Source organism: Humibacter sp., from assembly GCF_035547335.1.
In the GTDB taxonomy this organism is placed as follows: domain Bacteria; phylum Actinomycetota; class Actinomycetes; order Actinomycetales; family Microbacteriaceae; genus Humibacter.
In genome coordinates, this window is sequence record NZ_DASZVF010000047.1 from 1 (window position 1) to 25259 (window position 25259).

The 25259-nt window shown below is 69.1% G+C and carries 17 protein-coding genes; 10 read left to right on the forward strand and 7 right to left on the reverse strand.

Features of this window, described 5'->3' with window-relative positions; translation table 11 throughout:
* The first annotated feature begins 87 nt into the window (after positions 1-87).
* Positions 88-804, forward strand: coding sequence for a ferritin-like fold-containing protein (locus VHB92_RS10155; RefSeq protein WP_325453634.1), 717 nt, complete (start codon positions 88-90; stop codon positions 802-804).
* A 269-nt stretch (positions 805-1073) separates the two neighbouring features.
* Here VHB92_RS10155 and VHB92_RS10160 read toward each other — a convergent pair whose 3' ends face one another.
* The 3 genes from VHB92_RS10160 to VHB92_RS10170 form a co-directional block, all read right to left on the reverse strand.
* Entirely contained in the window at positions 1074-1904 is an 831-nt protein-coding gene (locus VHB92_RS10160) for a tyrosine-protein phosphatase (protein ID WP_325453635.1), read from the reverse strand.
* 1 nt (position 1905) lies between these two features.
* Positions 1906-2217, reverse strand: coding sequence for a hypothetical protein (locus VHB92_RS10165; protein ID WP_325453636.1), 312 nt, complete (start codon positions 2215-2217; stop codon positions 1906-1908).
* 83 nt (positions 2218-2300) lie between these two features.
* The gene (locus tag VHB92_RS10170) at positions 2301-2525 is read right to left on the reverse strand and encodes a DUF3107 domain-containing protein (protein WP_325453637.1); all 225 of its coding nucleotides are present in this window, start codon (positions 2523-2525) and stop codon (positions 2301-2303) included.
* Positions 2526-2676: 151 nt separating this feature from the next.
* Here VHB92_RS10170 and VHB92_RS10175 point away from each other — a divergent pair, with 151 nt between their 5' ends.
* The gene (locus VHB92_RS10175) at positions 2677-5772 is read left to right on the forward strand and encodes an ATP-dependent DNA helicase (RefSeq protein ID WP_325453638.1); all 3096 of its coding nucleotides are present in this window, start codon (positions 2677-2679) and stop codon (positions 5770-5772) included.
* The gene (locus VHB92_RS10180) at positions 5765-9085 is read left to right on the forward strand and encodes a UvrD-helicase domain-containing protein (protein ID WP_414653097.1); all 3321 of its coding nucleotides are present in this window, start codon (positions 5765-5767) and stop codon (positions 9083-9085) included. The genes VHB92_RS10175 and VHB92_RS10180 overlap by 8 nt, the downstream gene beginning before the upstream one ends.
* A 94-nt stretch (positions 9086-9179) precedes the next feature.
* On the opposite strand, the gene VHB92_RS10185 is transcribed toward VHB92_RS10180, so the two are convergent.
* Complete coding sequence (locus VHB92_RS10185; RefSeq protein WP_325453639.1) at positions 9180-10262, reverse strand: phosphotransferase; 1083 nt, start codon at positions 10260-10262, stop codon at positions 9180-9182.
* A gap of 189 nt (positions 10263-10451) precedes the next feature.
* Between VHB92_RS10185 and nudC the strand changes: the two genes are divergently transcribed.
* Together nudC and VHB92_RS10195 are read left to right on the forward strand one after the other, a co-directional pair.
* Positions 10452-11492, forward strand: a complete 1041-nt coding sequence (gene nudC, locus VHB92_RS10190) for an NAD(+) diphosphatase (RefSeq protein WP_325453640.1) — start codon at positions 10452-10454, stop codon at positions 11490-11492.
* On the forward strand, positions 11489-13258 hold the full coding sequence (locus VHB92_RS10195) for an ATP-dependent helicase (protein ID WP_325453641.1): 1770 nt from the start codon (positions 11489-11491) through the stop codon (positions 13256-13258). The genes nudC and VHB92_RS10195 overlap by 4 nt, the downstream gene beginning before the upstream one ends.
* Positions 13259-14117: 859 nt before the next feature.
* Here the strand turns inward: VHB92_RS10195 and VHB92_RS10200 are convergent.
* The gene (locus VHB92_RS10200; RefSeq protein ID WP_325453642.1) at positions 14118-15581 is read right to left on the reverse strand and encodes a zinc-dependent metalloprotease; all 1464 of its coding nucleotides are present in this window, start codon (positions 15579-15581) and stop codon (positions 14118-14120) included.
* A gap of 127 nt (positions 15582-15708) precedes the next feature.
* Here VHB92_RS10200 and VHB92_RS10205 point away from each other — a divergent pair, with 127 nt between their 5' ends.
* The 4 genes from VHB92_RS10205 (at position 15709) to VHB92_RS10220 (ending at position 21990) form a co-directional block, all read left to right on the forward strand.
* A complete protein-coding gene (locus VHB92_RS10205; RefSeq protein ID WP_325453643.1) occupies positions 15709-16908 on the forward strand; it encodes a YlbL family protein in 1200 nt (399 codons plus the stop codon).
* A 181-nt stretch (positions 16909-17089) separates the two neighbouring features.
* A complete protein-coding gene (locus VHB92_RS10210; RefSeq protein ID WP_325453644.1) occupies positions 17090-20059 on the forward strand; it encodes a UPF0182 family protein in 2970 nt (989 codons plus the stop codon).
* 141 nt (positions 20060-20200) lie between these two features.
* The gene (locus VHB92_RS10215) at positions 20201-21151 is read left to right on the forward strand and encodes a D-2-hydroxyacid dehydrogenase family protein (RefSeq protein WP_325453645.1); all 951 of its coding nucleotides are present in this window, start codon (positions 20201-20203) and stop codon (positions 21149-21151) included.
* 35 nt (positions 21152-21186) lie between these two features.
* Positions 21187-21990 (forward strand): glucose 1-dehydrogenase, encoded by an 804-nt coding sequence (locus VHB92_RS10220; protein WP_325453646.1) that lies wholly within the window; start codon positions 21187-21189, stop codon positions 21988-21990.
* A 12-nt stretch (positions 21991-22002) separates the two neighbouring features.
* On the opposite strand, the gene VHB92_RS10225 is transcribed toward VHB92_RS10220, so the two are convergent.
* Together VHB92_RS10225 and VHB92_RS10230 are read right to left on the reverse strand one after the other, a co-directional pair.
* Complete coding sequence (locus tag VHB92_RS10225; RefSeq protein ID WP_325453647.1) at positions 22003-22950, reverse strand: hypothetical protein; 948 nt, start codon at positions 22948-22950, stop codon at positions 22003-22005.
* Positions 22951-22984: 34 nt separating this feature from the next.
* A complete protein-coding gene (locus VHB92_RS10230) occupies positions 22985-24001 on the reverse strand; it encodes a DNA topoisomerase IB (protein WP_325453648.1) in 1017 nt (338 codons plus the stop codon).
* A gap of 346 nt (positions 24002-24347) precedes the next feature.
* Here VHB92_RS10230 and prpB point away from each other — a divergent pair, with 346 nt between their 5' ends.
* On the forward strand, positions 24348-25247 hold the full coding sequence (prpB, locus tag VHB92_RS10235; RefSeq protein WP_325453649.1) for a methylisocitrate lyase: 900 nt from the start codon (positions 24348-24350) through the stop codon (positions 25245-25247).
* Positions 25248-25259 lie beyond the last annotated feature (12 nt).

Consider the following 25259-nt stretch of genomic DNA (forward strand, 5'->3'; position numbering starts at 1 on the left):
GGCGTTGCCGCTCATGGGCTCAATCGGCTCGGCCGCGTGAGCAAGCTCCCGCGGCTCTCGCCACAATCGCCCATAGACTGTGGTCTCGTGACACGGTGGTTCGCGCGCAGGTCGGCGCCGGTCGACGCGCCGAAGCTCAAGCCGCGACGTGAGCAGGCCGTGGGGACCCGCGTGGATCTGCACGACATAGCTCCCGATGTGCTGCCCTATCTCGGCCAGGTCGCCTACCTTCAGCTGCAGGTCTTCGAGACGCTTTCGGGTGTCGTGCAGCAGGTCCCGTCTCTGGCGAGCAAGGAGACGATCGCGCTGGCGGCGGGTGCCGCGCTCAGCAAGCATCAGGCCGTGCTCGCCGAGATCCGCAGACACGACGCCGAGCCGTCAGAGGTGATGGCTCCCTTCGCGCGCGCGATCGACGGATTCCAGGCGATCACCGTCGGCCGCGACTGGCAGGAGACCCTGCTTGCCGTCTACGTGACCGACGGCCTGCTCAGCGACTTCTTCATGCGATTGGCGCAGGGCATCTCGGGTGACGTCGGTCCGCGTGCAGTAGGTCTGCTGGGCGTGCAGAGCAGCACCCAGCAGATCGCGGCCATCCTGTCGCTGGAGATCCAGCAGGATGCCACCCTCGGCTCGCGACTGGCCATGTGGGGGAGGAGGCTGGTGGGCGACACCCTGCTGGTCGCCAGATCGGCACTGAAGCTCTCCGGCAACGCCCGCTCGGACGAGGAGCGCATCGATCCCGTGTTCACCGAGATCATCGGAGCGCACACGAGACGCATGGATGCGCTGGGACTGACCGCCTGACGGCATCCGTTCGCCCGCTGAACGTCGGCTGCGGGCCGCACGCCGCCAGCGACCACGTCACGGCACGCCGGACTTTTGACGATTCGCCGTAAGGAAATCGCGATCTCCGTACGGCGAATCGGCAATTGTGCGGCAAAACACAAAGCTCAGGGCTGGCGACAACGAAGAGTGCGCGAGGTCGACGAAGAGTGCGCGAAGTGGACGAAGAGTGCGCGAGGTCAACTCCGTCATGCCGGACCCGCGCTGCATGCACGATCGGCCGGCGACCCTCAGTCCACGAACGTGTCGCGCAGGCGCTGCTGCACTGCAGCATCCAGACCGAGACCGTCGGTGAAATAGCGCTCAATGGTGCCGTACCGCTCACGCGCTTCGGCCAGTGCCGTCTGCAGGTATCGGGCTTTGACCCCGAGCACCGGTTTGAGCAGCTCCGGGTCGCCGCCGCCCGCAGCGAATCCGTCGAGCACCGGCTGCAGTCCCGCGAGCAGGTAGCCGTTGCTCAGCAGATAGTCGTCGACGACGTCGGACTCGGACACCCCGAGCAGGAGGAGCAGCGCCGCAGTCGCCCACCCGGTACGGTCCTTGCCGGTCGTGCAGTGGTAAAGCGCCGGAAGCGCGTCGGCGCCCGCGAGAGCAAGGAAGAGCCCATGATAAGCCGTGCGGGCGCTCGGCAGAGGGACGAGCCCCCGGTACGCCGTGTCGAACGTCGCGTCGATGTCGGTACGGGCGAGCAGCCTGCTCGCCTTCTGCGGCTGCGAGGTGAGCCGTGTGATCCGCGCCGGCGGCGCTCCCGGCGCGTCCGCCATCACATCCAGGTTCGCTGTTGTCGCGCCATCCAGATCCCGGTCAGGGGCGGCTTCGCGCTCTGCCGCCGTCCGCAGATCGAACACCGTACGGATGCCACGCTCGCGCAAGCGGGATAGATGCGCCTCACTCGCGCGACCCAGAGCCGTCGAGCGATACAGCAGACCCGTGCGGGTGCGACGCCCGTCGGAGGTCTGGCATCCGCCGACGTCCCTCAGATTCGGGACGCCGTCGCACTCGAGCAGCGTGCCAGGGCGGGCCTCCGGATCGCCGGACCCCGTCGCCGCACGCTCTGCCACGTCACGCCCCGGTGGACGGCAGGCCCGTTCGGGTCAGGCGGTGCAGCCGCCGGTCGTCGGCTCGGCTGCGCAGCGCGCCGAAGGCGAGGTCGACGCCGACCGTGACGACCGCCGTGCCGACGAGCGTGATCCACCAGATCCAGCCGCCGTTCCACTTGAGGCCGAGCCAGGTCAGCGCCACCCAGAGCGCGGCCGCCACACCAGCGCCGACGGCGGGGATGAGGACGCTGCCGTGCGCGTGACGGTACGGAAGCGTGTACCTGGCGAGCAGGCCGATGACCGCGCCGCCCAAGGTGATGAACAGAAGCTCCATTGCCGTGACCTTCGTGTGGGGTGTGGAAGCCGAGCCGACTCGCGCTGTGCTGGTAGAGCCGGCGTGCCTGCGCGTCCGTCAGATTACGCGACGAAGCCGACGCGACGCGATTCCTCGCTGCCGATCTGCACGTAGGCGATGCCCGCGGTCGGCACGATGAACAGACTGCCGTGCTCGTCGCGCAGCTCGAGCGTGGCCGCTGCGTTGGCGAGCGCCTCGCTGACGGCGGCCTCGACCTCGGCCGCGGACTGGTTGGACTCGAAGCTCAGCTCACGGGGGGCGTTGACGATGCCGATGCGAATTTCCACGGGGTGCCTTCCGTTGTGGTGCCTGTTGGTGTCAGTCACATTACGGTAGCCGCACGCCGCGCTCTGGACAGTTCACTGTCGGCAGAATGCCCTTCCGCAAGCGCGCGAGTGGCGTGCCGGCGGTGTCGGTGGCGGGCCCTAACGTGAGAGCGTGCTGCATGAGAAGACGCTCCTCATCGAGAACGCGGGCGAGCTGGACGCGTCGCAGCGCGCGGTGCTCACGATGGAGCCGCAGACCTCGGCGCTCGTCGTGGGAGCACCCGGCACCGGCAAGACGACGACGCTCGTCGAGCTTCTCGCGGATCGCGTGCACCGGTGCAGTTTCGCGCCGGAATCGGTGTTGGCGCTCACGTTCGACAGAGCGAGCGCCACGCGACTGCGCGATCGGCTGGGGCTGCGTATCGGCGAAGCCGTGAACGGTCCGCTCGCACGCACCGTCTCGTCGCTCGCGTTCGACATCGTCAGCCAGGCGGCCATTCGAGCCGGAGCCGAGCCGCCCACCCTGCTCACCGGAGCGGAGCAGGATGCCGATGTCGCTGCCCTTCTCTCCGGACACATCGAAGACGGCTCAGGGCCGGAATGGCCGGAGCACCTCGGCGAAGCGGTGCGCGGTCTGCGGTCCTTCCGCACCGAGCTGCGTGAACTCATGGCCAGGGCCACCGAGCACAGGGTGACACCCGCCGTCATGCGCAGCCTCGGACACGAGCTCGGACACCCGGAGTGGGTCGCCGCTGCGGACTTCATCGACGACTACCAGGCATCCATCGCCTCCGCCCGCCCCGATCAGCTCGACTCGGCGGAGCTTGCGCGGTTCGCCGTCGCGGCACTCGACCGTGGGGAGGTCAGCGACGCCGTTGCGCGGCTTCGTCTCGTCGCCGTCGACGACCTGCAGGAGGCCACCGAGCTCGGCCTCGGGTTGATCGAAGCGTTGCGCGCACGAGGTGTCGCCGTGGTGGCGTTCGGCGATCCGGATGCCTCCACCAGCGTCTTCCGCGGCGGCTCGGCCGATGCCGTCGCCCGCTTCGGCGCGGGGATGACGACGCGACTGCTGCGTGTGGCACACCGCCAGCCGTCCGCGCTTCGCGAACTGACGCGCAAGGTGACCGAGCGGGTGGGAACGGCGGGAGTCGTCGGCCATCGGGGAGCCATGCCTGCCCGGTCCGAGACAGAGGAGCTGATACCCCTTCTTACGATCGAAGCGCCGACGCCCGCGAGAGAGTGGGCGTCGGTCGCGCGGCTCCTGCGGGAACGCCATCTCATCGACGGCGTCGCCTGGTCGCGACTCGCGGTCGTCGTCCGCTCAGGGGCGCTCATCGATCGGGTGGCTCGGGCGCTCGCCGTCGCCGAGGTGCCCGTGCGCACCACGACTGCCGCGTCTGCTCTGCGCGACGACCCGGCGGCGCGGGCGCTGCTCGACATCGTCGACCACGGAGTGGGCCGGGCTGCCCTCGACGTCGATGCGGTCACGGCAATGCTGCTCGGTCCGTTCGGGGGACTCGACCGCCTCGCCGTCCGCCGGCTCCGGGTGGCGCTGCGCACCGAGGAGGTGGCCGCAGGAGGCACGCGCGGTGCGGACGCGCTGCTCGTGGAAGCCATCGCGGCTCCCGGCCGACTCGCCACGATCGACCATCGGATCGCCAGGCAGGCGGATCGGCTGGCGAGAACGCTGGATGCCGTGCGCACGGCATCCGCCGGGGGTGCGGGCATCGAGGAGCTGCTCTGGGTCGTCTGGGAGCGGACGGGTCGCGGTGCGCAGTGGCGGCAGGCGGCGTCGGGAACGGGCGTCGCGGCATCCGAGGCGAACCGCAATCTCGACGGAGTGGTGGCGCTCTTCACGGCGGCGAAGCGCTTCGGGGAACGCGAGCCCGATTCGCCGCCGTCCGTCTTCCTCGCCAGGGTTCTCGACGCCGACGTGCCCGAGGACACGCTCTCGCCGAGCAGCGCGGCCGAGTCGGTTCTGATCGCCACGCCGTCCGGCGTCGTCGGTCAGGAGTTCGACGTCGTCGTGGTCGCGGGTCTCCAGGAAGGCGTCTGGCCGGACCTGCGTGTGCGGGGCACGCTGCTCAACACCGAGGCGCTCATCCGTGCCGCGGCGGGGGAACCGGATGCCGTGCTCGATGCGCGCAAGCAGGTGGCGGCCGACGAGCTGCGCATGTTCGCCGTCGCCGTCTCGCGGGCGAGCAGGCAGGTGGTGCTGGCGGCGGCATCCGACGAAGACGAGACGCCGAGCGTGCTCTTCGGCCTGGCACCCGTCGGCACGCCGAGCGTGGATGCCGCAGCGCCCGCGCTCACACTCCGCGGCCTCACCGGACGGCTGCGTCGTGAGCTCACCAGAGACGACACTGCCCCGGCGGCGCGGCGGGAGGCGGCGTCGGCGCTCGTCGCGCTCGCTGAGGCGGGCGTTCCCGGTGCGGATCCATCTCTGTGGCACGGGCTGTTCGAACCCTCGACGCGAGCCGCGCTGTTCGACGACGAGGAGACGGTACCCATCTCGCCCTCCCGCATCGAGGCCATCGAGGAGTCGCCGCTCGACTGGTTCCTCGACGACATCGCGGGTTCGAGCACGAGTACGTCGATGGGCATCGGCACCATCGTGCACTGGGCGATGGAGACGGCGGACGACCCTGCAGTCGATGCACTGTTCGCGGCGGTCGAGTCTCGCTGGAGCGAGCTCGTGTTCGAAGCGCCGTGGATCGCCGCGCGAGAGAAGAGAGCCGTGCGCCGGCTCGTGCAGGGCGTCGCCGAGTACCTGACCGACTCGGAGCGTGCCGGAGCACGGCTGGTGGCGGCGGAGACCGGCTTCCACCTCGACGTGGGACGCGTGCAGGTGCGCGGCAAGATCGACAGAGTCGAGGCCGACCGTTCGGGAGGCATCACGATCGTCGACCTCAAGACCGGAAAGCCGGAGACGAACGACGCCAAGCTCGCGGAGATGCCGCAACTCGGCATCTACCAGCTGGCCTATGCCTCAGGACAGCTCGACGAACTGTGCGACGCCTTCGCACCGCACACCTCGGCAGGAGCCAAGTTGCTGTTCGTGCGAGATGGCGTGCGCGGCAAGTCGTATCGGGAAGGCGTGCAGGCCGCACTCGACGAAGAGGGGCTCGAGCGCTTCAAGGAACGCATCCGCCAAGCGGCGCAGGCCATAACCGCCGCCGAGTTCGAGGGCGTGGCAGAGGTGGACGAACATCGGTCGGGCTTCGCCGTGCGCCGCCTGCACCGGGTGAAGGCGGTGTGCAGTGACTGACGGAAGCGCCCCGACGCCTGCACCGGCTGTTCCGGTGTCGGCGGATGCGATAGCGGATGCCCTCGGCACGTACCGGCCCACGCCGCAGCAGCGTGCCGTCATCGAGTCACCGGTTGCGCCCGCGCTCGTCGTCGCCGGAGCAGGCAGCGGCAAGACCGAGACCATGGCCTTCCGCGTGCTGTGGCTGCTGGCCAACGGTCTCGTGGAGCCTGGCGGCGTGCTGGGGCTCACGTTCACGCGCAAGGCGGCGGGGGAGTTGCGCGACCGGATGAGGGATCGCATCGCCCGGCTGGCCGATGCCGGGCTCATCGACCGCCCCGACGAGTTCGATCCGCCCGTCGTCTCCACCTACAACTCGTTCGCGAACACCATCTACCGCGACAACGCTCTGCTTCTCGGGCGCGAAAGCGACGGAGCGGTGCTCGGCGAGGCATCCGCATGGCAGCTCGCGCGAAGCGTCGTCATCGCCAGCGACGACCCGCGACTGCACGACCTGGACCAATCGGTCGACCAGGTGACGCGCGCCGTGCTGCAACTGGCGCATGCGCTGGCGGAGAACACGGCCGATGCCGCGGCCGTTGCGGCCATGTCGCGGGAGTTCGCCCGTCTCGAAGAACTCCCGAACGGCGGGAGCGGCGGATACGTGAAGGACGTCGTCGAACCGGCTCGCGCGGTCGGCCAGCTCCCGGTGCTCCTCGACCTCGCGCGCGCTTTCGACGTGGAGAAGCTGCGCAGAGGTCTCGTCGAGTACTCCGATCAGGTGGCGTTCGCGCTCCAGATCATGCAGCGGTCGCCGGAGGTCGCCGACGGCATCCGGCACCGGCATGCCGTGGTTCTTCTCGACGAATACCAGGACACCTCCGTCGCGCAGACCAGGCTGCTCTCCGCGTTGTTCGCCGGGCGCCCCGTGATGGCCGTCGGCGATCCTCATCAGTCGATCTACGGGTGGCGGGGCGCGAGCGCATCGAACCTCGACCAGTTCGCGGCGGCGTTCGGAGACGGAGCTGGGGTGCGCAGGTACGGGCTCAGCATCAGCTGGCGCAACGGGAGGCGCATCCTGGATGCCGCCAACCGGCTGGTGGAGCCGCTCACCTCGCGGTCGAGAGTCGCCGTCGACAGGCTGACGCCGGCACCGGCGGCGAGCGAGCGCGAGATCGAGGCCGTGTTCGCCGAGACAGTCGACGAGGAGGCGGATACCGCGGCACTCTGGCTTCGAGACCGCCTTGCCGAGCCGGTGACCGACGCCGAAGGGCGAGCCGTGACCGACGAGTCGGGCCGGCGAGCGGTGCCCAGCGCAGCGATGCTCTTCCGCTCCCGGGCCACGCAGGCCGCCTTCACCGCGGCACTTCGCGAACATGGGGTGAAGTACCACGTGCTCGGCGTCGGGGGACTGCTGGCCGAACCCGAGATCGCGGACCTCGTGTGCGCGTTGCGCGTCGTCGACGACCCCACGGCGGGTTCGGAGCTGGTGCGGCTGCTCGCGGGAGCTCGCTGGCGCATCGGCGTACGCGACCTGCGCGGCCTCCGCGACGCGGCGACGTGGCTGGCCGAACACGACTACAGACAGCAGCGGCTGGATGACGAGGTGCGGGCGGCGATGCGTGCGAGCGTCATCGACAGCGAACAGGCATCCATCGTGGACGCGCTGGACGCCATCGTTCATGCGCCGGACGGCCATCGCATGCTCGAAGGCATCTCGGAGACCGGACGCACGCGGATGCGCGACGCAGGCCGGCTGTTCGCCCGGCTTCGCGCACGCAGCGGCCTCGACCTGCTCGACTTCGTCACCCTCGTCGAGCATGAGCTCGGGCTCGACATCGAACTGGCGGCCAATGAGTCCCGCACCGGCGGACGCGCGGCCATGGATGCCTTCTTCGGCGCGCTCGGTGACTACCTGTCCGTCAGCGAGACCGCCGGTCTGTCCGGGTTCCTCGGCTGGCTGCGCGAGGCGGAACAGCGCGATTCCCTCGCCCCGAGGTCCGAGAAACCGGAGCCGGGCTGCGTGCAGATCCTCACCGTGCACGGCTCCAAGGGGCTGGAGTGGGACCACGTCGTCGTCCCTCGTCTCGTCGAGGACGAGCTGCCGTCGCGGCCGAACGAAGGGTTCAGCGCATGGCTCGGCTTCGGCCGTCTTCCCTGGGAGTTCCGCGGCGACGCCGACGAGCTGCCCTCCTTCGCATGGCGAGGTGCGACCACACGCAAGGAGGTCAAGGCGGCGCGCGACGACTTCCGGCAGGAGGTCGCGGCGCACTACGAGCGCGAGGAGCGCAGGCTCGCCTATGTCGCCGTGACGCGCGCCAGGCACGGCCTGCTCATAACCGGGTCGTTCTGGGCGACGCAGAAGCAGCCGAGGCGGCCCAGCCGATACCTGACCGAACTGGCGGACGCCGGCATCATCCGGCCGTTGCCGGAAGAGTCCCAGTACGAGGAGAATCCGCTCGGCGAGGCGGCCGAGCCCATCACGTGGCCGCTCGACCCGCTCGGCGGGCGACGGGAAGCCGTCGAGCGCGCGGCCGAACTGGTCAGGAGCTCGGATGCTGGTCATCAGGGACGGTGGGCTCACGAGGTTGAGCTGCTCCTGCGCGAGCGCGAGCAGCTGTTGCAGGCATCCGCAGAGGTCGTTGTGCCGACCCGGGTTCCCGCTTCCCGCTTCAAGGACTACGTCGACGCGCCGGCCGAGGTCGCCGAGGAACTGAAGCGCCCCATGCCGGAGCGGCCGTACCGGGCGACCCGGCTCGGCACGCTGTTCCACTCCTGGGTCGAGCGAAGAGCGGGCCTTGCCGGCGGAACCGAGTTGATCGACGCGTTCCCGGCAGAGCTCGACGACGACATGCCCATCGACGATGCCGATGGTGCCCTCGATGGCGGATCGGCCCGGCCGGCGTCGTCCGCCGAGCTCGTCGAGCGTGAGCGGCTTGCGTCGCTGCAACGCAACTTCGAGCGTTCGCCGTGGGCGGGCAGGCAACCGATCGAGGTCGAACGGGAGATCCATCTGCCGTTCGACGGACACCTCGTGATCTGCAAGATCGACGCCGTATACGAGCACGACGGACGCTACGAGATCGTCGACTGGAAGACCGGTAGACCGCCGAAGGACGACGACGACCTGAACAGCAAGCAGTTGCAGCTCGCGCTCTACCGGCTCGCCTTCTCGAGGTGGCGTGACATCGATCCACGACTCGTCGATGCGGCGTTCTACTACGTCGCCGACGACCTCGTCATCCGGCCGATTCAGCTGCTGGACGAGCACGAGCTGTTGCGGCTATGGCGCGCGAGCACGGCAGCGGCAGGCAGCGGATTCGCCGCTGCGTGAGCGCCACCGGGCCGGCGCCGGCCGCTCGGCTTCGGCTGCTGCCCGCGCGTCGCCCTACCGTGTTGGCGTGGCGCGGGTCGCCCGCGCCACGGTGTCAGTCGTCGTCGCGGTCGAACTCATCGTCCGACGGCGGACGATCCTCGGCGACCGGCGGCAGGCCCCGAGAGGCGTCGCGGTGTTCGCGATCGAGCGGCGTCGCATCCAGCAGCGCCTCGACCTCGGTGATCGCCATGATGGGTCCGGTGTGCGGAGCGAGCGGATCGACGTCGTCGTCATGCACTCGCTCGACGAGGCTGTCGAGCATGGCGACGGCGTCGTCGACGATGAGCTGATCGTGCAGCTGAATCCCGTGCATCAGCCAGCGCGCCAGCTCGAGCTCGGCGTACAGCGTGGCCCGGAACAGGAGATTGCGGTCGGATGCCGCACCGCGGCCGAGCGAATACGCCTCGATGGCGCTCTCCGCGGCGTCCGCGTTCATGCCCAGCACCCAGTGCAGGTCGCGGGCCGGGTCGCCGACGCGCAGCGCCGACCAGCCGATCACTCCGACCACCGACTCCTCGCGCACGATGAACGAGTCGATGGTGAGCGCGCCGTTGATGACCGTGGGCTGGAACCGCCACAGCTCCTCGTCGTCCACGGCCTCCTTCCACCGCTTCGACAACGCGGCGGGCACGAGGCCGGTTCCGGTCGCCGACGCGATGAGCGCCTTCGTGGCCGCAAGGCACTCGGCCGCTGACAGCGTGGGGAGTCCGGCATCCGTCACGAACGAGGTGGGCAGCGAGTGCACCGCTGCGATGGCCCTGCCGATCGAGGCGGCAAGGCCATCTCCGGGCTGCACGTTCTCGAGCGCCACCTTGTCGCCGGGCAGGAAGGTGTAGACGACGGCTCTGGTTCCGCCGATCGGTGTCTGACCGACATACTCGGGCACGTCGAACGGCAGCCGGGAACGCACCCCCGGTGTGAGCGACCGCAGGGCGACGAGGTCGGCGCTCTGCTCGGTCTCGGCATCCTGCGAAGCGGGAACGCGGATGATCAGCTCGGTGCCGTCGCGGCTCGTGAGCAGCGCTGACTCGAAGTCACCGTGCAGGTCGTAGCTGTAGCTGCGGGTGCCGGCGATGTCGAGGTCGGGCACGGCCGACGTGGCCAGCGCGGCTAGAGTGAGGTGGGATCTGGCCATACCGTCAAGGTTAGGCTGCCGCCCGGCGCCAAGGCCGTGCGCCACGCGTTCCCGGCGGGCTCGAACGGCATCCGGTTGCGGGGCCGGTCGGTAAGGCCGAGGCAACACGAGCTCGCCAAGCAGGCAGCACGAGCACGGCGAGGCGTCGCAGGGCCGGATCCTCCCCACCGCCGTGAAGGAGTGCGCCCCATGCCCCGACCGCTCGGTCTTCTGCCGCTGTCCAGGTCCGCCGTGGACCGCGACGGGGTGAGCCGCACGCGCGAGAGCGTGTTCGACGACCTCCTGGCCGATGAGTCTACGAGGATCCTGCCGCTGTGGAACGGCAGGCTGCTCTCCGAGACCAGCGCCGACGACGCGTCATCCCCAGACCAGGCGCCTGACGCCGCGCGCCTTCGCTTGTTCAGCACCGACGAGATCACGTCCGCCCTCACCCGTGTCTACCTCGGCCGGACCATCGACGCCACGCCGCAGGAGCCGGCCGGGACGGCCGTGATCCTCTCCGTGCTGACGGATGCCGCGGCCCGCGAGCTCGAGCCGGACGAGTCCGCGTGGCGTGGCCTGCGCGATCTCGCCACACGGCTCAGCGATCGGGACGGCGGCCTCGCGGCCGAAGCCCTCGCCATCGCCAACTGGCATGCATCCCACACGCACTGCCCGCGCTGCGGTACTCCCACCGTGGTCGAGCATGCGGGCTGGATGCGTCACTGCTACGTGGACAACAACGAGATCTTCCCGCGTACGGATCCGGCGGTCATCATGCGCGTGCTCGACGAGGACGACCGCATTCTTCTCGGGTCCAATGCGATGTGGGAGAACAACCGCTGGTCGCTGCTCGCCGGATTCGTCGAAGCGGGGGAGTCGTTCGAGGCCGCGGTGCTGCGCGAGGTGGAAGAGGAGTCGGGGGTGGTCGTCGCCGACCCTCAGTACCTCGGCTCGCAGCCCTGGCCGTTCCCGGCATCTGTGATGATCGGCATGGAGGCGCGAGCGGTGCCCGGGCACACGCAGCTGCGTCCGGACGGCGAGGAGATCCTCGCCCTTCGCTGGTTCAGTCGCGAGGAGATCTGGCGCGAGCGCGACGACATCCTGCTTCCCGGCGGTTCGTCCATCGCGCACGCGATCGTCCGCGACTGGTACGGCGGTCCTCTCGATCAGCCGCCCGTTCATGCCTCGGCACGGGAGGAGGCGGCGGTCGGAACAGACCCCGACAGCGGGAGATCGGACGCGGCGTGACGCACTCCGCGCAGGAGCTGCTCGACGGTCTCGATGCGGCGCAGCGGGTAGCGGCCGAGGCACTGCTCGGGCCCGTCTGCGTGCTGGCGGGTGCGGGAACGGGCAAGACGAGAGCCATCACCCACCGCATCGCCTACGGTGTCGCGACCGGCGTCTACGCCCCCAACCGGGTCATGGCGCTCACCTTCACCAGCCGTGCCGCGTCGGAATTGCGCACTCGTCTGCGCGTGCTCGGCGCGAGCGGTGTGGCGGCGCGCACCTTTCACGCCGCAGCGCTGAGCCAGCTCAACTACTTCTGGCCGATCGTGGTCGGCGGCGGGCTGCCGCGCGTGCTCGACGGCAAGGCGCGGCTGCTGGCGCAGGCGGCCGAGCGCATCCGGCTGCGGGTGGACACGGCAACGCTCCGCGATGTGGCCGCGGACATCGAGTGGCGCAAGGTCAGTGAGCTCGGCATCGACGACTATGCGCGGATGCTCGCCGGCGGCACCGAAGAGTCGTCGCGGCGTGCTGCGCCCGGATCGCTGCGGCCCGAACAGGCCGTCGACCTGCAAAGGGCGTACGAGGCGCTCAAGGACGAGCGCAGGCAGCTGGACTTCGAGGACGTGCTGCTCGCCTGCGCAGGCATGATCGAGACCGAGCCGTCCGTGGCCATGCACGTGCGAGAGCAGTACCGGTTCTTCGTGGTCGACGAGTACCAGGACGTCTCGCCGCTGCAGCATCGGCTGCTCGAGCTGTGGCTGGGCGACCGGACCGACCTGTGCGTCGTGGGCGACGCCAGCCAGACCATCTACTCGTTCGCCGGCGCATCCAGTTCGTTCCTGCTCGAGTTCGCACGTCGATACCCGGATGCGACACAGGTGCGCCTCGAGCAGAACTACCGGTCGGCTGAACCCATCGTCGAGACCGCGAACCGCCTCATGCGCGGGCGGCCGGGCGCGCTCACGCTGCACACGACGGCGCCGACCACGACTATGCCGGCCGCGACCGGTCCGACAGCACGACGGGAGACGGAGGACGATCCGACCGTCACCGGGTATGCCACCGACGCGGAGGAAGCCGCCGCCGTCGCCGCCGACCTGAAGGCGCGGATCGAGCAGGGCGCGAGGCCGCACGACCTCGCCGTTCTCTACCGGGTGAACGCCCAGGCCGCACCGCTGGAGGCCGCGCTGAACGATGCGGGAGTGGCCTATCAGATGCGCGGAGGCAAGCGGTTCTTCGACCTCCCTGAGGTTCGGCAGGCGGTCATGACGCTACGCGCGGCATCGCTCACCGTGACGGACGAACCGCTCTTCCAATCGGTGAGCGACGTGCTGCGCTCGCTCGGCTGGACGCTGGAGGCGCCCCAGGCGGCGGGCAGCGTACGGGACCGCTGGGAAGCGCTCAACGCAATCATGGGGCTGGTCGACGACGCCCCGTCAGGCACGACGTTCCGCGAGTTCACCGACGATCTGCTCGCCAGGCAGGCCGCGCAGCACGAACCCACCATCGCGGCCGTCACGCTCTGCACCCTGCACACCGCGAAGGGCCTGGAATGGGACGACGTGCACATCGTCGGCCTCGGCGACGGCCTGATGCCGATCGGATATGCCCGCACGCCGGAGGCCGTCGAAGAGGAGCGTCGCCTGCTCTACGTGGGCATCACGCGAGCGAGACGTCGGCTCGCGCTGAGCTGGGCTGAGAACGCTGCCGGCCCACGAGAGCCGTCACGTTTTCTGGCAGAGCTCGGCATCCGCACAGAGGATGCGCGGCGTGCCGCTGCTCGGTGACGCTCCCGTCCGCGTGCAGCCGGATGCTCGTCGCCGCGTGAGAGCGATCGCCTTCGCGCACTCTGGCATCCACCCACCGCGCGGCGAGCGCGGCCACATGAGCGGAGAGGAGTGCGGGCTCAGGAGCGGGCGGATGCGTGTCGAGCTGCACCGCTATGGCCGGCCATGCGGGATCGGTGTCTCTGCGCTCCAAGGAGAGGCATCGCAGGCAGGGATCCCGGTCGGCCGAGCCCGCGTCCGCGAGCACAGGCTGCGCGTAGGGCGAGTCCACGAACGGCCCGAGCTGCACGCCGTCGTCGCCGAAGACGATCGGCAGATGCGGGATGTCCCGGCGCAGCCACGTGCCGTGTCGCCACGGCGGCACGACGTACGAGGCGACGATGACGGCCGCGGCGACGGCGTCCGGCGTTCCGTCGGCCGAGCTCGATGAGACAGCCCGCAGTCCGGCTCCTCTAAGCAACCGCAGCACACGCTCGGCCGTCGGGCCCGCGCCGTCGACGGCGATCACCGGCGCGGGGCTGGGCGACGTCGCCGCAGGCTCCAGCGCTCCGGCGACGGACGCGAGGAGTGCAGACACCTGCGCGGCGGCATCCGCACGGTGTTCCCTTGCCACCTCGATCTCGAGTGCCGACCGTGGAACGCCCGTGCGCAGCGCCGCGAGCATCCGCTCCGTCTCCGGCGACACATCGGGAAAGACGCACACCACGCGATCCACGCCGAGCTGCAGCGTGTGCGGATCGCGCCAGACCAGGGGCACGGCCGGATCGAGTCGATGAACCATACCGGCCATCATGCTCACGACGGGGTGCGCGCGGCGGCGTTCTCCACAGCCCATGCGGGCGAGGGCTCCTCCCGCCGATCAGACCGGGGCGGGTCCGGAGTTCCCCTCGTCCGTGCCGCCCGGGCGGCCCTCGTCGTCGCCCGTATCGGGGCCGTGCTCACCCGTGCTGCCTTCGGCGCCGTGCTCACCCGTGGCGCCTTCGGCGCCGTCGCCCTCGATGTCCTCACCGCTGAGCATCGCGGCGATCGCCTCGTCGAGCTCGTCGTACTCGGGTTGGGCCCCCGACGCGGATGCCGTCAGCCTCGCCACGAGCGAACTCGGGTCGTCGATGTCGTCGGAGGTGGGCAGGAGGTCGGGATGCGACCACAGGCGATCGCGTTCGTCGTCGCCGACGGCATCCGTCACCTGCGTCCACATGGCAGCGGCCTCACGAAGGCGTCGTGGTCTCAGCTCCAGGCCGACCAGGGTCGCGAACGCCGACTCGGCGGGACCTCCGGCCGCGCGACGTCGGCGCACCGTCTCGGCGACGGCATCCGATTTCGGCAGCCGCGTCGTCGCCCGTGCAGTCACCACGTCGACCCAGCCTTCGATGAGGGCGAGCATGGTCTCCAGCCGGCTGAGCGCTGCCTGCTGCGCCTCGCTCTTCGGCGGGATCAGGGCGCCGCTCACCATCGCCTGCCGCAGCTCCTCGGGATTCGAGGGGTCGAAGCTCTCCGCGAGCTCCTCGAGACGGTCGGTGTCGATGGTGACACCCTTGGCGAATTCGGTGATCGCCGTGATGAGCTGCAGCCGCAGCCACTTCGCATGCCGGAACAGTCGCGAGTGCGCCAACTCGCGCACGGCCAGGTAGATCGCGACCTGATCGGTGGGGATGTCCAGGCCGTCTCCGAACGCCGCGACGTTCTGCGGGAGGAGCGCGGCCGTCCCGTCTTTCAGCAGGGGGATGCCGACATCGCCGCCGGAGACCACCTCGCCGGAGAGCTGGCCGACGACCTGCCCGAGCTGCACGGCGAACAGCGTTCCTCCGACGGCGCGCACGATGTGCCCTGCGTTCTGCAGCATGCCGCGCATCTCCTCTGGCGCCTGCTCCTGCATGACTGACGTGAGCGCATCCGAGATGCTCGTGGCGACCGGCTCGGCCAGCTGGCTCCACACCGGCATGGTGTCCTTCACCCACTGCCGCCTGCTGAGCAGCGTCGGTGTCGTCGTCAGCTCGGAGATGCTCGTCACCTCATCGAGCCAGAGCGCGGCGACGGCGAACGCCTGGTCGAGCGAGGCACGTTCGGCGGGTGTCGCCTCGACGGCGTCCTTCGAGGCGATGCTCGTGCCCTGCTCGAGCGCCACGTTCCAGTCGATGCCGTTCGAAGGCGAACGCAGGGCGCTCTGCAACTGGCTCATCAGCGCCTGGATGCTGGCGGCGTCGCCCGGCAGCCCTGCCGCTCCCGCCAGCTGACTGGGGTCGAACGACGCGTTTCCCGAGAGGAACTGCCGAAGCATGTCGCGCAGTTCGTCGTCGGGGTCGTTCCGGTCGTCATCGGACATGCGATGCCTCTTCCCGTTCGATCGCGTGCTCTGATTCAACGCTAGTCCGGCGCACAGCAGCCGAAGGTGGGAAATCGCCTACGCTGGGCTGGTCCGCCGTCCGCCTGTCGCGAACAGGAGCCCTCGATTGAGCCTTTTCTCCGACGACGTGCACTCGGAGGGCTTGCCGCTCGATGGCGAGGCGGCACGTAGCGACGGGTCGGGCCCCGATCCGGATGCCGGTGACCGCTCGGCGGAGACGTCTCCCGTTCCCCGGTCCCGCCGCATCGGCGCCGCGCTCATCGTCGTCGCGTTCGTGCTGCTCCTCGTGATGGTGCTGTCGCCTGCGCCGTACGTGATCGAGGCGCCGGGACCGGTGTTCAACACGCTCGGGTACAACCATCCCGTCGGGGAGCGCGCGACCAATGCCGACGAGAAGAAGCCGCTCATCGTCGTGAGCGGTCACAAGACGTACCCCACCAAGGGCTCGCTCGACCTGCTCACCGTCTCCGAGATCGGCAACCCCGACCAGCTGCCCAACTGGGGTGAGGTGATCCAGGCCTGGTTCTCGCCGTCGAAGGCGGTGATCCCGGTGAGCGTCGCATATCCGCCGGGGCAGGACGTGCAGGAGCAGAACGCCGAGAACGCGCAGCTGATGACCGACTCGCAGAAGGACGCGGTCGCGGCGGCGCTCAATCAGCTCGGCTATCACTTCACGCAGCGCGTCGTGGTGAAGCAGATCGCGCAGGGCCCAGCCAAGGGCATCCTCCAGGTCGGCGACGAGATCCTCACTGTGAACGGCGTCGAGGTGAAGAGCGTCCAGTCGCTGCGCGACGAGCTGAAGAAGAACGGCGCGGGAAAGCCGGCGTCCCTCGAGATCGAGCGCGACGGTGCGAAGAAGACGGTGAGCGTGTCGCCGGAGGAGACGTCGGGAGCGGTCGTGATCGGGATCGGCGCGCAGATGGACTATCGCTTCCCGTTCGAGGTGAAGATCCAGTTGGACAACGTCGGCGGGCCGAGCGCCGGTCAGATGTTCGCGCTGGGGATCATGGACAAGCTCACGCCCGAGTCGCTCAACGGTGGTGCTCGCGTGGCGGGAACCGGCACGATCGACAACGAGGGCGACATCGGCGCCATCGGCGGCATCCGGCAGAAGATGTACGCGGCGCGGGCGGCAGGGGCGACGGTGTTCCTCGCACCCAAGTCGAACTGCGACGAGGTGACGGGACACATCCCGTCCGGACTGCACGTGTTCGCCGTGACGAAACTGGCCGAGTCCGTTCGCGTCCTGGATGCCGTGCGCACCCGATCCAGCACGGCTCACCTCCCCACGTGCCCGGCTTCGTAGCCCGCACGTAGACCGCTCGGTTCGCCATACTCCTACCGCACGTCCAGCCCACTCCCAGGCGACCCCGAACCGGCGCAGGGCACCCCGACCCTAGGATGGGGATCCAGGGCGTGTCCGGCAGGCGCACCCTGACGCCCGACAGCGGATCGCGAGGTCCGCGCGCCCCCGAAGAGGACCTTCCGTGACATCCGCAGCAGTGCACCGCCCCGGTCGACGCCGCCGAGCGGCGGTCTGGATCACGCTCGGCATCGTCGCCGTTCTGGTGATCGCCTTCTTCATCTTCGCGAGCCTGTACACCGACGTGCTGTGGTTCCAGCAGGCCGGCTACCTCGAGGTGCTCACCACGCAGTGGTTCGCGGGCGGCGTCATGTTCCTGCTCGGCTTCTTCGCCATGGCGGTGCCGCTGTGGCTGTGCCTCTTCCTCGCCTATCGACTGCGTCCGGTCTACGCGAAGCTCGACTCCGGCGTCGGGCGCTACCAGCAGGTCGTCGAACCGCTGCGCAGGGTGGCGACCTACGGCATCCCGATCGTCTTCGGCCTGTTCGCCGGTGCCGCTTCGGCGAGCAGATGGCAGACCGCGGCGCTCTGGCTGAACGGCGTGCCTGCGGGCAAGACCGACCCGCAGTTCCATCTGGACGTCTCGTTCTACATGTTCGCGTTGCCGTTCTATCGCAGCGTGCTCGCGTTCATGTCCGCCGTGGTGATCATCGCGCTGCTGGCCACGTTCGCCACGAGCTATCTCTACGGATCGATTCGCGTCAACGGCCGAGAGGTGCGCATCGCGCGGGCGGCACGCGTGCAGATCGCCGTGCTCGCCGCCGTCTACCTGCTCCTTCAGGCCATCAGCATCTGGCTTGACCGGTATGCCTCCGTCACCGACTCCTCTGTCGGGGGACGCGTCACCGGTGCCGCCTACACCGACGTCAATGCCACCATCCCTGGGCGCGCCATCCTTGCCGGCATCGCCGTACTGGTCGCGCTTCTGTTCGTGCTCACGGCGTTCATCGGCCGGTGGCGCTACCCCCTGGTGGGCACGGCGCTGCTCATCGTGTCGGCCATCATCGTCGGCGCCATCTACCCGTGGGGCGTGCAGAAGCTCATCGTCGCACCGAGCGAGAAGACCATCGAGTCCACATACATCGCGCGCTCGATCAAGTCCACACAGCAGGCGTTCGGCGTCGACAACGTGAAGGTGAGCACGTACGACGCCAAGACGGATGCCAAGCAGGGCGCGCTGCGCAAAGACGCAGACACGACGGCGAGCATCCGCATCCTCGACCCCTCCGTCGTCTCCGACGCGTTTGCCCAGCTGCAGCAGTTCAGGCAGTACTACGGGTTCAACTCCCACCTCGACGTCGACCGCTACACCATCGACGGCAAGGAGCAGGACAGCGTGGTGGCGGTGCGCGAGCTGCACCAGTCGGGCCTCGGCGACTCAGGCAAGTACAACGAGACGTTCGTGTACACGCACGGCTACGGTCTGGTCGCGGCGTACGGCAACAAGCGGCAGGCAGACGGGCAGCCGGACTTCTTCGAGTCGGGCATCCCGACCGCCGGTGCCCTGGGCAAGTATCAGCCGCGCGTGTACTTCGGCGAGGACTCGCCGAGGTATTCCATCGTCGGCGCGCCGAAGGGCGCCAAGCCGGTCGAGCTGGACTACCCGGCGGGCTCGGGCGGAAACCAGGCCACGTACACCACGTACTCGGGCAACGGCGGTCCCAAGCTCGACAACCTCTTCACCAGGCTCGCCTACGCGATCAAGTTCCAGGACGAGCAGATCGTGCTGTCGGATGCCGTCAACGACGACTCGCAGATCCTGTACAACCGCAACCCCATCTCGCGCGTGCAGCAGGCAGCTCCGTACCTCACGCTCGACAGCGACCCGTACCCATCGGTCGTGAACGGGCACATCGTGTGGATCATCGACGGCTACACGACGAGCGACCAGTATCCGTACTCGCAGGAGGTGTCGTATGGCGACGCGACGGCCGACTCGCAGCGCACCACGGCGGCCGGCTTCGGCATGGACGACATCAACTACATCCGCAACTCCGTCAAGGCCACCGTCGATGCCTACACCGGCAAGGTGACCCTGTACGCCTGGGACGCATCCGACCCGGTGCTGAAGACCTGGGAGAAGGTGTTTCCGAGTACCGTGAAGCCGGTCAGCGACATGAGCGGCGCTTTGATGAGTCACGTGCGGTACCCGGCCGACCTGTTCAAGGTGCAGCGCGAGATCCTGGCGCAGTACCACGTGACCGACCCCGGCTCGTTCTTCTCGCGCACGGATGCCTGGCAGGTGCCCGACGACCCGTCGAGCTCGGATGCCACGTCGCTGCAGCCGCCGTATTACCTCACGATGCAGATGCCGGGGCAGAAGTCGCCGCAGTTCTCGCTCTACTCGACGTACATCCCGCAATCCACGAGTGCGTCGAACCGGAGCATCCTCAAGGGGTACCTCGCCGTCGATTCCAACGCCGGCGACAAGTCAGGAACGAAATCCTCCGACTACGGAACCCTGAGACTGCTGCGCCTGCCGTCGCAGGACACCGTTCCCGGGCCGGGCCAGGTGCAGAACAACTTCGACTCCGACCCGAGCGTGTCCGCAGCACTCAACCTGCTGAGACAGGGCTCGACGAAGGTGATCAACGGCAACCTGCTCACGCTTCCGGTGGGAGGCGGTCTGCTCTACGTGGAGCCGGTGTACATCCAGTCCAGCGGATCGACGAGCTACCCCCTGCTGCAGAAGGTGCTGGTGTCGTTCGGCGACAAGATCGCATTCGAGGACACGCTCGACGGTGCACTCGACGTGCTGTTCGGCGGCGACTCGGGGGCGACGGCCGGAGACACTGGAACGGGCTCGACGAGCGAACCCACTCAGGGGACGACGGGCGGCTCGGGCCAGACCGGCGGATCGGGCCAGACCGGAACCGGCGGCAACTCCTCGGCGAACAGCACCGAGGAGCAGAAGCTGCAGAACGCGCTGACCGACGCCAAGCAGGCTCTGGCCGACCGCGACGCTGCTCTGAAGGCGGGCGACTGGACGACATACGGCGTGCAGGATGCTCGGCTGCAGAAGGACCTCGCCGACGCGCTCGCGGCACAGCAGGCGATGTCGTCGGGCTCCGGATCCTCCAGCAGCTCGAAGTAGGCACCGGCGGGCAGCAGGCCGGCGGTAGGCAGGCAGGCAGGCACCAGGCAGACAGCACGTCGGCGGACGGCAGCAGGCAGCCAGCACGACGTGGGCCGCGAGCGCGGAACGACGCCGTCGCACGACCGTAAGCTTCACACCATGCCTCGCGTTCTCACCGTTCTCGACGACTATCAGCGAATCGCCCTGCGCTCGGCCGACTGGGCACCGCTTCGCGACACGTTCGACATCGACGTCGTCGCCGAGCACCTCGAAGGCGATGAGCTGCTGGAGCGGATCCGCGCCACTGAGGTCGTCGTGGCGATGCGCGAACGGACGGCCTTCCCCTCCGAGCTCCTCGAGCGCCTCCCCGCGCTGCGCCTTCTCGTCACCACGGGCATGAGGAACGCGTCGATCGACGTGGATGCGGCCAGGCGTCGCGGCGTCGTCGTGGCGGGCACGGGCTCGGCAGGCAACAGCGTCGCCGAGCTGACCATCGGCATGATGATCGCGCTGACCAGGAACTTCGTCGAAGAGGATGCCTCCATCCGCGCCGGAGGGTGGCAGCACTCGATCGGACCCGGGCTCGCCGGCCGCACGCTCGGCGTGCTCGGTCTGGGCAGACTGGGGGTGCCCGTCGCCCGGCTCGCCCAGGCGTTCGACATGCGGGTGATCGCGTGGAGCCGCTCGCTCACGAGCGAGCGCGCCGCGGAGCACGGGGTGACCGCCGTGTCGCGCGAGGAGCTCTTCTCTCTGCCCGACATCCTCACCATCCACCTGCCGCTCACTCCCGGCACGCGCGGTCTCGTCGGCCGCGACGAGTTCGAGCTCATGCGTGAGGACGCCTACCTCGTGAACACCTCGCGCGGTCCGATCGTCGACGAGTCGGCGATGCTCGAGGCCTTGCGCTCCGGCGGCATCGCGGGCGCGGCGCTCGACGTGTACGACTTGGAGCCGCTGCCTGCCGATCACCCGCTGCGATCTGCTCCGCACACGCTCCTGCTGCCGCACATCGGCTACGTGTCGACCGACAACTACCGGGCGTTCTACGGCGACGCCGTCGACGACGTGCTCGCCTACCTCTCCGGCTCGCCGGTCCGCGTCCTCGCCTGACCCGCCGACGGCGCGGGATCGATAGCCTGACCGACATGACAGACCTCTCGACGCGCGCGGCTCAGCTGCCCACCTCTTCGTCGCCCTTCGAGCTGACCGGAACCGCTGTGCTTGTCACCGGCGCGCGCCGGGGACTCGGCAGAGCGATCGCCCTGGAGTTCGCTCGCGCCGGCGCGGATGTCGCGATCGGGCTGCGGGACGAGACGGATGACGCGGGGCTCGTGTCGGAGATCGAGGCACTCGGACGCAGAGCGCTGCCGGTGCGGCTGGATGTGACGCAGCTCGACTCCGCCCGGGAGGCGATCGACCGTGCGGTGACCGAGTTCACCAGGGTGCACACCCTGGTGAACAACGCGGGTGGCGGCATCATGGGTGCGGCCATCGACGTCACCGAGGACGACTTCGACCGAGTGTGGGCGCTGAACACGAAGTCGACATACTTCTTGTCGCAGCATGCCGCCAGGCACATGCGCGAAGCCGGAGGCGGCTCCATCGTGAACATCGCATCCCAGGCCGGCCTCGTGGCGCTGCCCGGCGAATCGTCGTACTGCGTCTCGAAGGCGGCGGTCGTGCACATGACGAGGTGTCACGCCGTCGAGTGGGGGCAGTACGGCATCCGGGTGAACGCGCTCGCTCCGACGTTCATCGAGACCGACGGCACCGAGGCGGCGCTCTCCGACGCGGAGTTCCGTGCCGACACGGTCGAGCGCATCGCTGCCTTGCACCGCGTCGGAGTGCCGCGAGAGGTGTCGGGTGCGGCCGTGTTCCTCGCCTCGCCGGCGGCGTCGCTCATCACGGGGCAGACGCTGGCCGTCGACGGCGGTTGGACGGCACGGTAGCGCGGGCGGCGGTCAGCGGCGCTTGACGCTGCCCGTGAGCTCGGCGATGGCATCCAGCCGGGGCGGGCGGAGGAGCGCCCAGGCGATCGCGATCACGACGAGCGAGGCCAGGAAGACGATGAGGCCGACCCAGTCATCATCGTCGCTCAGGCCGTACATGTGGTTGAGGTTGCGGAGCGGGCCGGTGATGAGCACCAGGCCGACGTGCACCACAGTGAACGCGACGAACCAGATCATCACGACGAAATGCACGGTCCGGGTCACCGAGAGCGGTATCGCCTTGTCGAAGCGGCGCCAGCGCACCGAGAGACCGGGCGCGAGCCGAATGCCGGTCAGCACGGCCAGCGGCGCGGCGAGGAAGATCGTGGCGAAGTAGGTGAGCAGCTGCAGCGCGTTGAAGTTCACCCAGCCGTTCGCGTGCGGCCAGTTGAACGACGCGTACTGAAGGCCGGCCGAGATGGCGTTGGGGATGACGTCCCACCTGGTGGGAACCACGCGCACCCACTGACCCGTGCAGAACAGCAGGACGACGAACACCAGGCCGGTGAGCACCCACAAGGCATCCACCGTGAGATGCCACCAGGAGGTGAGCGTGATTCGGATGGGCGGGTTCTTCGTGCGCACGAGGCGGTCGTTGTCGCGGATCCAGAACTCGCGGGGCCGCGTTCCCGAACGCCGGGTGCGGCGAACGGACCAGCCGGAGAGCACGATGAAGAGCAGGAAGGCGCCGCTCAAAAAGTGCAGAATGGACAGCCACAACGGAAAGCCGACGGGCGCCCAGGACGGCAGCTCGCTCGTGCCCGGATACGTGTGGAGGAACGCGACGACGGCCGGCAGGGCGACGAACCACCGCGCGACGAAGACGACGACCACGGCGCCCACGACGATGACCGGTACGAGCCAGGCGAGCGGACGCCATCTGTTCTGCGCCGCGCTCGCGCTCTGCTCGTGCGTTGTCATCGGGGTTCACGGTAGCGCACCGGAATGGGCGCACTCATGACAGCAGCGAGCACAGCGCCGTCTCCGGGGCCCCCTTCAACGAGATGAGCTCTCCCGAGCGATACCGGTCGAGCACGCGCGGATCGATGTAGCTGGCACGCGCGACCGCCGGCGTGTTGCCGAGCGCCTCGGCAGCGGCGTCGACGGCGGCGTGCACAGCGGCATCCCGCGCTCGTTTCGTGGTCTGCGGGCCGTACCTGGCGAGGGTGGATGCGGCGACGATGGTTCCGCGCAGCGTGCGGAAGTCTTTGGCCGTGGCATCCACGCCGGTGCGAAGGCGGATGTAGTCGTTCACCTCGCCCGTGGTGAGCGCGTGCCACGCGGAGCCGCGCCAGGCGATCGCCCGGCCCGTCGGCCTTCTCACCTGCACGATCTCATGCAGGTAGCGCGCGAGTTCGGGGTCTGTCACGTCGGAGTCCCAGCGCTGGCCGCTCTTGGAGGGGAACCGCAGCGTGATGTCGTCGCCGTCGATGATGACGTCCCTGCACTGCAGCGTGGTGAGACCGCGGCTTCCGTAACGCCGCAGGTATTCCTCGCTGCCGATGCGCAGCGACACTCTGTCGATGACGCGGAAGGCGGCCGCCAGTGCGCGCTCGCGACCGAAGCCGTCGCGCTTCAGATCCCTCGTGACCGTGCGCCGGGCGCCGCGCAGCGCACGTGCGAGCAGCAGCACCCGGTCGAACTTCGCCTCGTCTCGCTGCTTGCGCCAGTCCTCGTGGTACAGGTACTGGCGCCTCCCTGCGTCGTCCGTTCCCACCGCCTGGATGTGCCCGCGCTCGTCCGCGCAGATCCACACCTCCTGCCAGGCGGGAGGGATGGCGAGCGAGAGGATGCGATCCAGCTGCTGCCTGTCGGTGACGCGCTGGCCACGGGCATCCACGAACCGCGGCGGATCGCCGTTCTGCCGCCGGATGCCTGGCCCGTTCGGATCGCTGCGGCGCAGCCTGGCGCGCCGGACGGCGGTGACGATGGGATCGACCGTACCGGTCTGGCCGGTGCTGGTGACGGTCATGGGCTGTGTTCCTCGGTGCTCTGCTGCTCGTGCTCTGCTGCTTGCTGCTCTGCTGTTCGGTGCTCTGGTCTTCGTGCTCCGTCTTCCGTGCTCACGCGTCTGGTCTTCCGTCGCCGAAGCCGCAGCCGCACCCGCAGCCGCGGCCGGAGCCGGAGCCGGAACCGGGCACGGCAGACGACGAGATGGTAAGCACGGTGCGCCGGGGCGGTGCAGACGTTGACACGGCAGGCGCTGGAATGCGACGAGTGCGCTGGACGCCGACGCGTCACCCCTCGCGTCGCGCTGTTACGTTCGAGGGAGCGCGCCACGAACGCGCGGCAGGAACGTCTCACGAAAGGACGCACCGATGCTCTACTCGGGAAAGACCGCGGCAGACAAGCGCGCCGGCTTCAGGGCGGCGCTCGCCGGCGGTGGGCTGCTGAGATTCCCTGGCGCATTCAATCCGCTGAGCGCGCGCCTCATCGAGCGCAAGGGCTTCGACGGCGTGTACATCTCGGGCGCCGTGCTCTCGGCTGACCTCGGGCTTCCCGACATCGGGCTGACCACGCTCACCGAGGTGGCGGGTCGAGCCAGGCAGATCGCGCGCATGACGGACCTCCCCGCCATCGTCGACGCGGACACCGGGTTCGGCGAGCCGATGAACGTGGCGCGCACCGTGCAGGAGATGGAGGATTCCGGTCTGGCCGGCCTCCACATTGAAGACCAGGTGAACCCGAAGCGGTGCGGTCACCTCGACGGCAAGCAGGTGGTGGACGAGCACACGGCGTTGCAACGCATCCGCGCGGCCGTCGACGCCAGGCGCGACCCGAACTTCCTCATCATGGCGCGAACGGACATCCGCGCGGTCGACGGGTTGCAGGCGGCGATCGACCGGGCGAAGGCGCTGGTGGATGCCGGTGCCGACGCGATCTTCCCCGAGGCGATGACGGGTCTGGACGAGTTCGCCGCTGTGCGGGCCGCCGTCGACGTTCCCTTGCTCGCCAACATGACGGAGTTCGGCAAGAGCGAGCTGTTCAGGGTGCAGCAGCTGGCCGACGTGGGCATGAACCTCGTCATCTGGCCGGTCTCTCTGCTCCGGCTCGCGATGGGAGCCGCGATGCAGGGACTCGACGAGCTGAACGAGAGAGGCTCGTTCGCGGGCGCGCTCGACCGCATGCAGCACCGCGCCGAGCTGTACGACCTCATCGACTACGAGGGGTACAACCGGTTCGACACGTCGATCTTCGACTTCACCCTGGAGCGCTGAGCGGCGCTCCGG

Excerpts from the sequence above, each read along its gene's own strand:
- VHB92_RS10165 (WP_325453636.1), bottom strand. The coding sequence starts at position 2,217 with ATGGAGCTTCTGTTCATCACCTTGGGCGGCGCGGTCATCGGCCTGCTC.
- VHB92_RS10185 (WP_325453639.1), bottom strand. The coding sequence starts at position 10,262 with ATGGCCAGATCCCACCTCACTCTAGCCGCGCTGGCCACGTCGGCCGTG.
- nudC (WP_325453640.1), top strand. The coding sequence starts at position 10,452 with ATGCCCCGACCGCTCGGTCTTCTGCCGCTGTCCAGGTCCGCCGTGGAC.
- VHB92_RS10200 (WP_325453642.1), bottom strand. The coding sequence starts at position 15,581 with ATGTCCGATGACGACCGGAACGACCCCGACGACGAACTGCGCGACATG.
- VHB92_RS10215 (WP_325453645.1), top strand. The coding sequence starts at position 20,201 with ATGCCTCGCGTTCTCACCGTTCTCGACGACTATCAGCGAATCGCCCTG.
- VHB92_RS10220 (WP_325453646.1), top strand. The coding sequence starts at position 21,187 with ATGACAGACCTCTCGACGCGCGCGGCTCAGCTGCCCACCTCTTCGTCG.
- VHB92_RS10225 (WP_325453647.1), bottom strand. The coding sequence starts at position 22,950 with ATGACAACGCACGAGCAGAGCGCGAGCGCGGCGCAGAACAGATGGCGT.
- VHB92_RS10230 (WP_325453648.1), bottom strand. The coding sequence starts at position 24,001 with ATGACCGTCACCAGCACCGGCCAGACCGGTACGGTCGATCCCATCGTC.
- prpB (WP_325453649.1), top strand. The coding sequence starts at position 24,348 with ATGCTCTACTCGGGAAAGACCGCGGCAGACAAGCGCGCCGGCTTCAGG.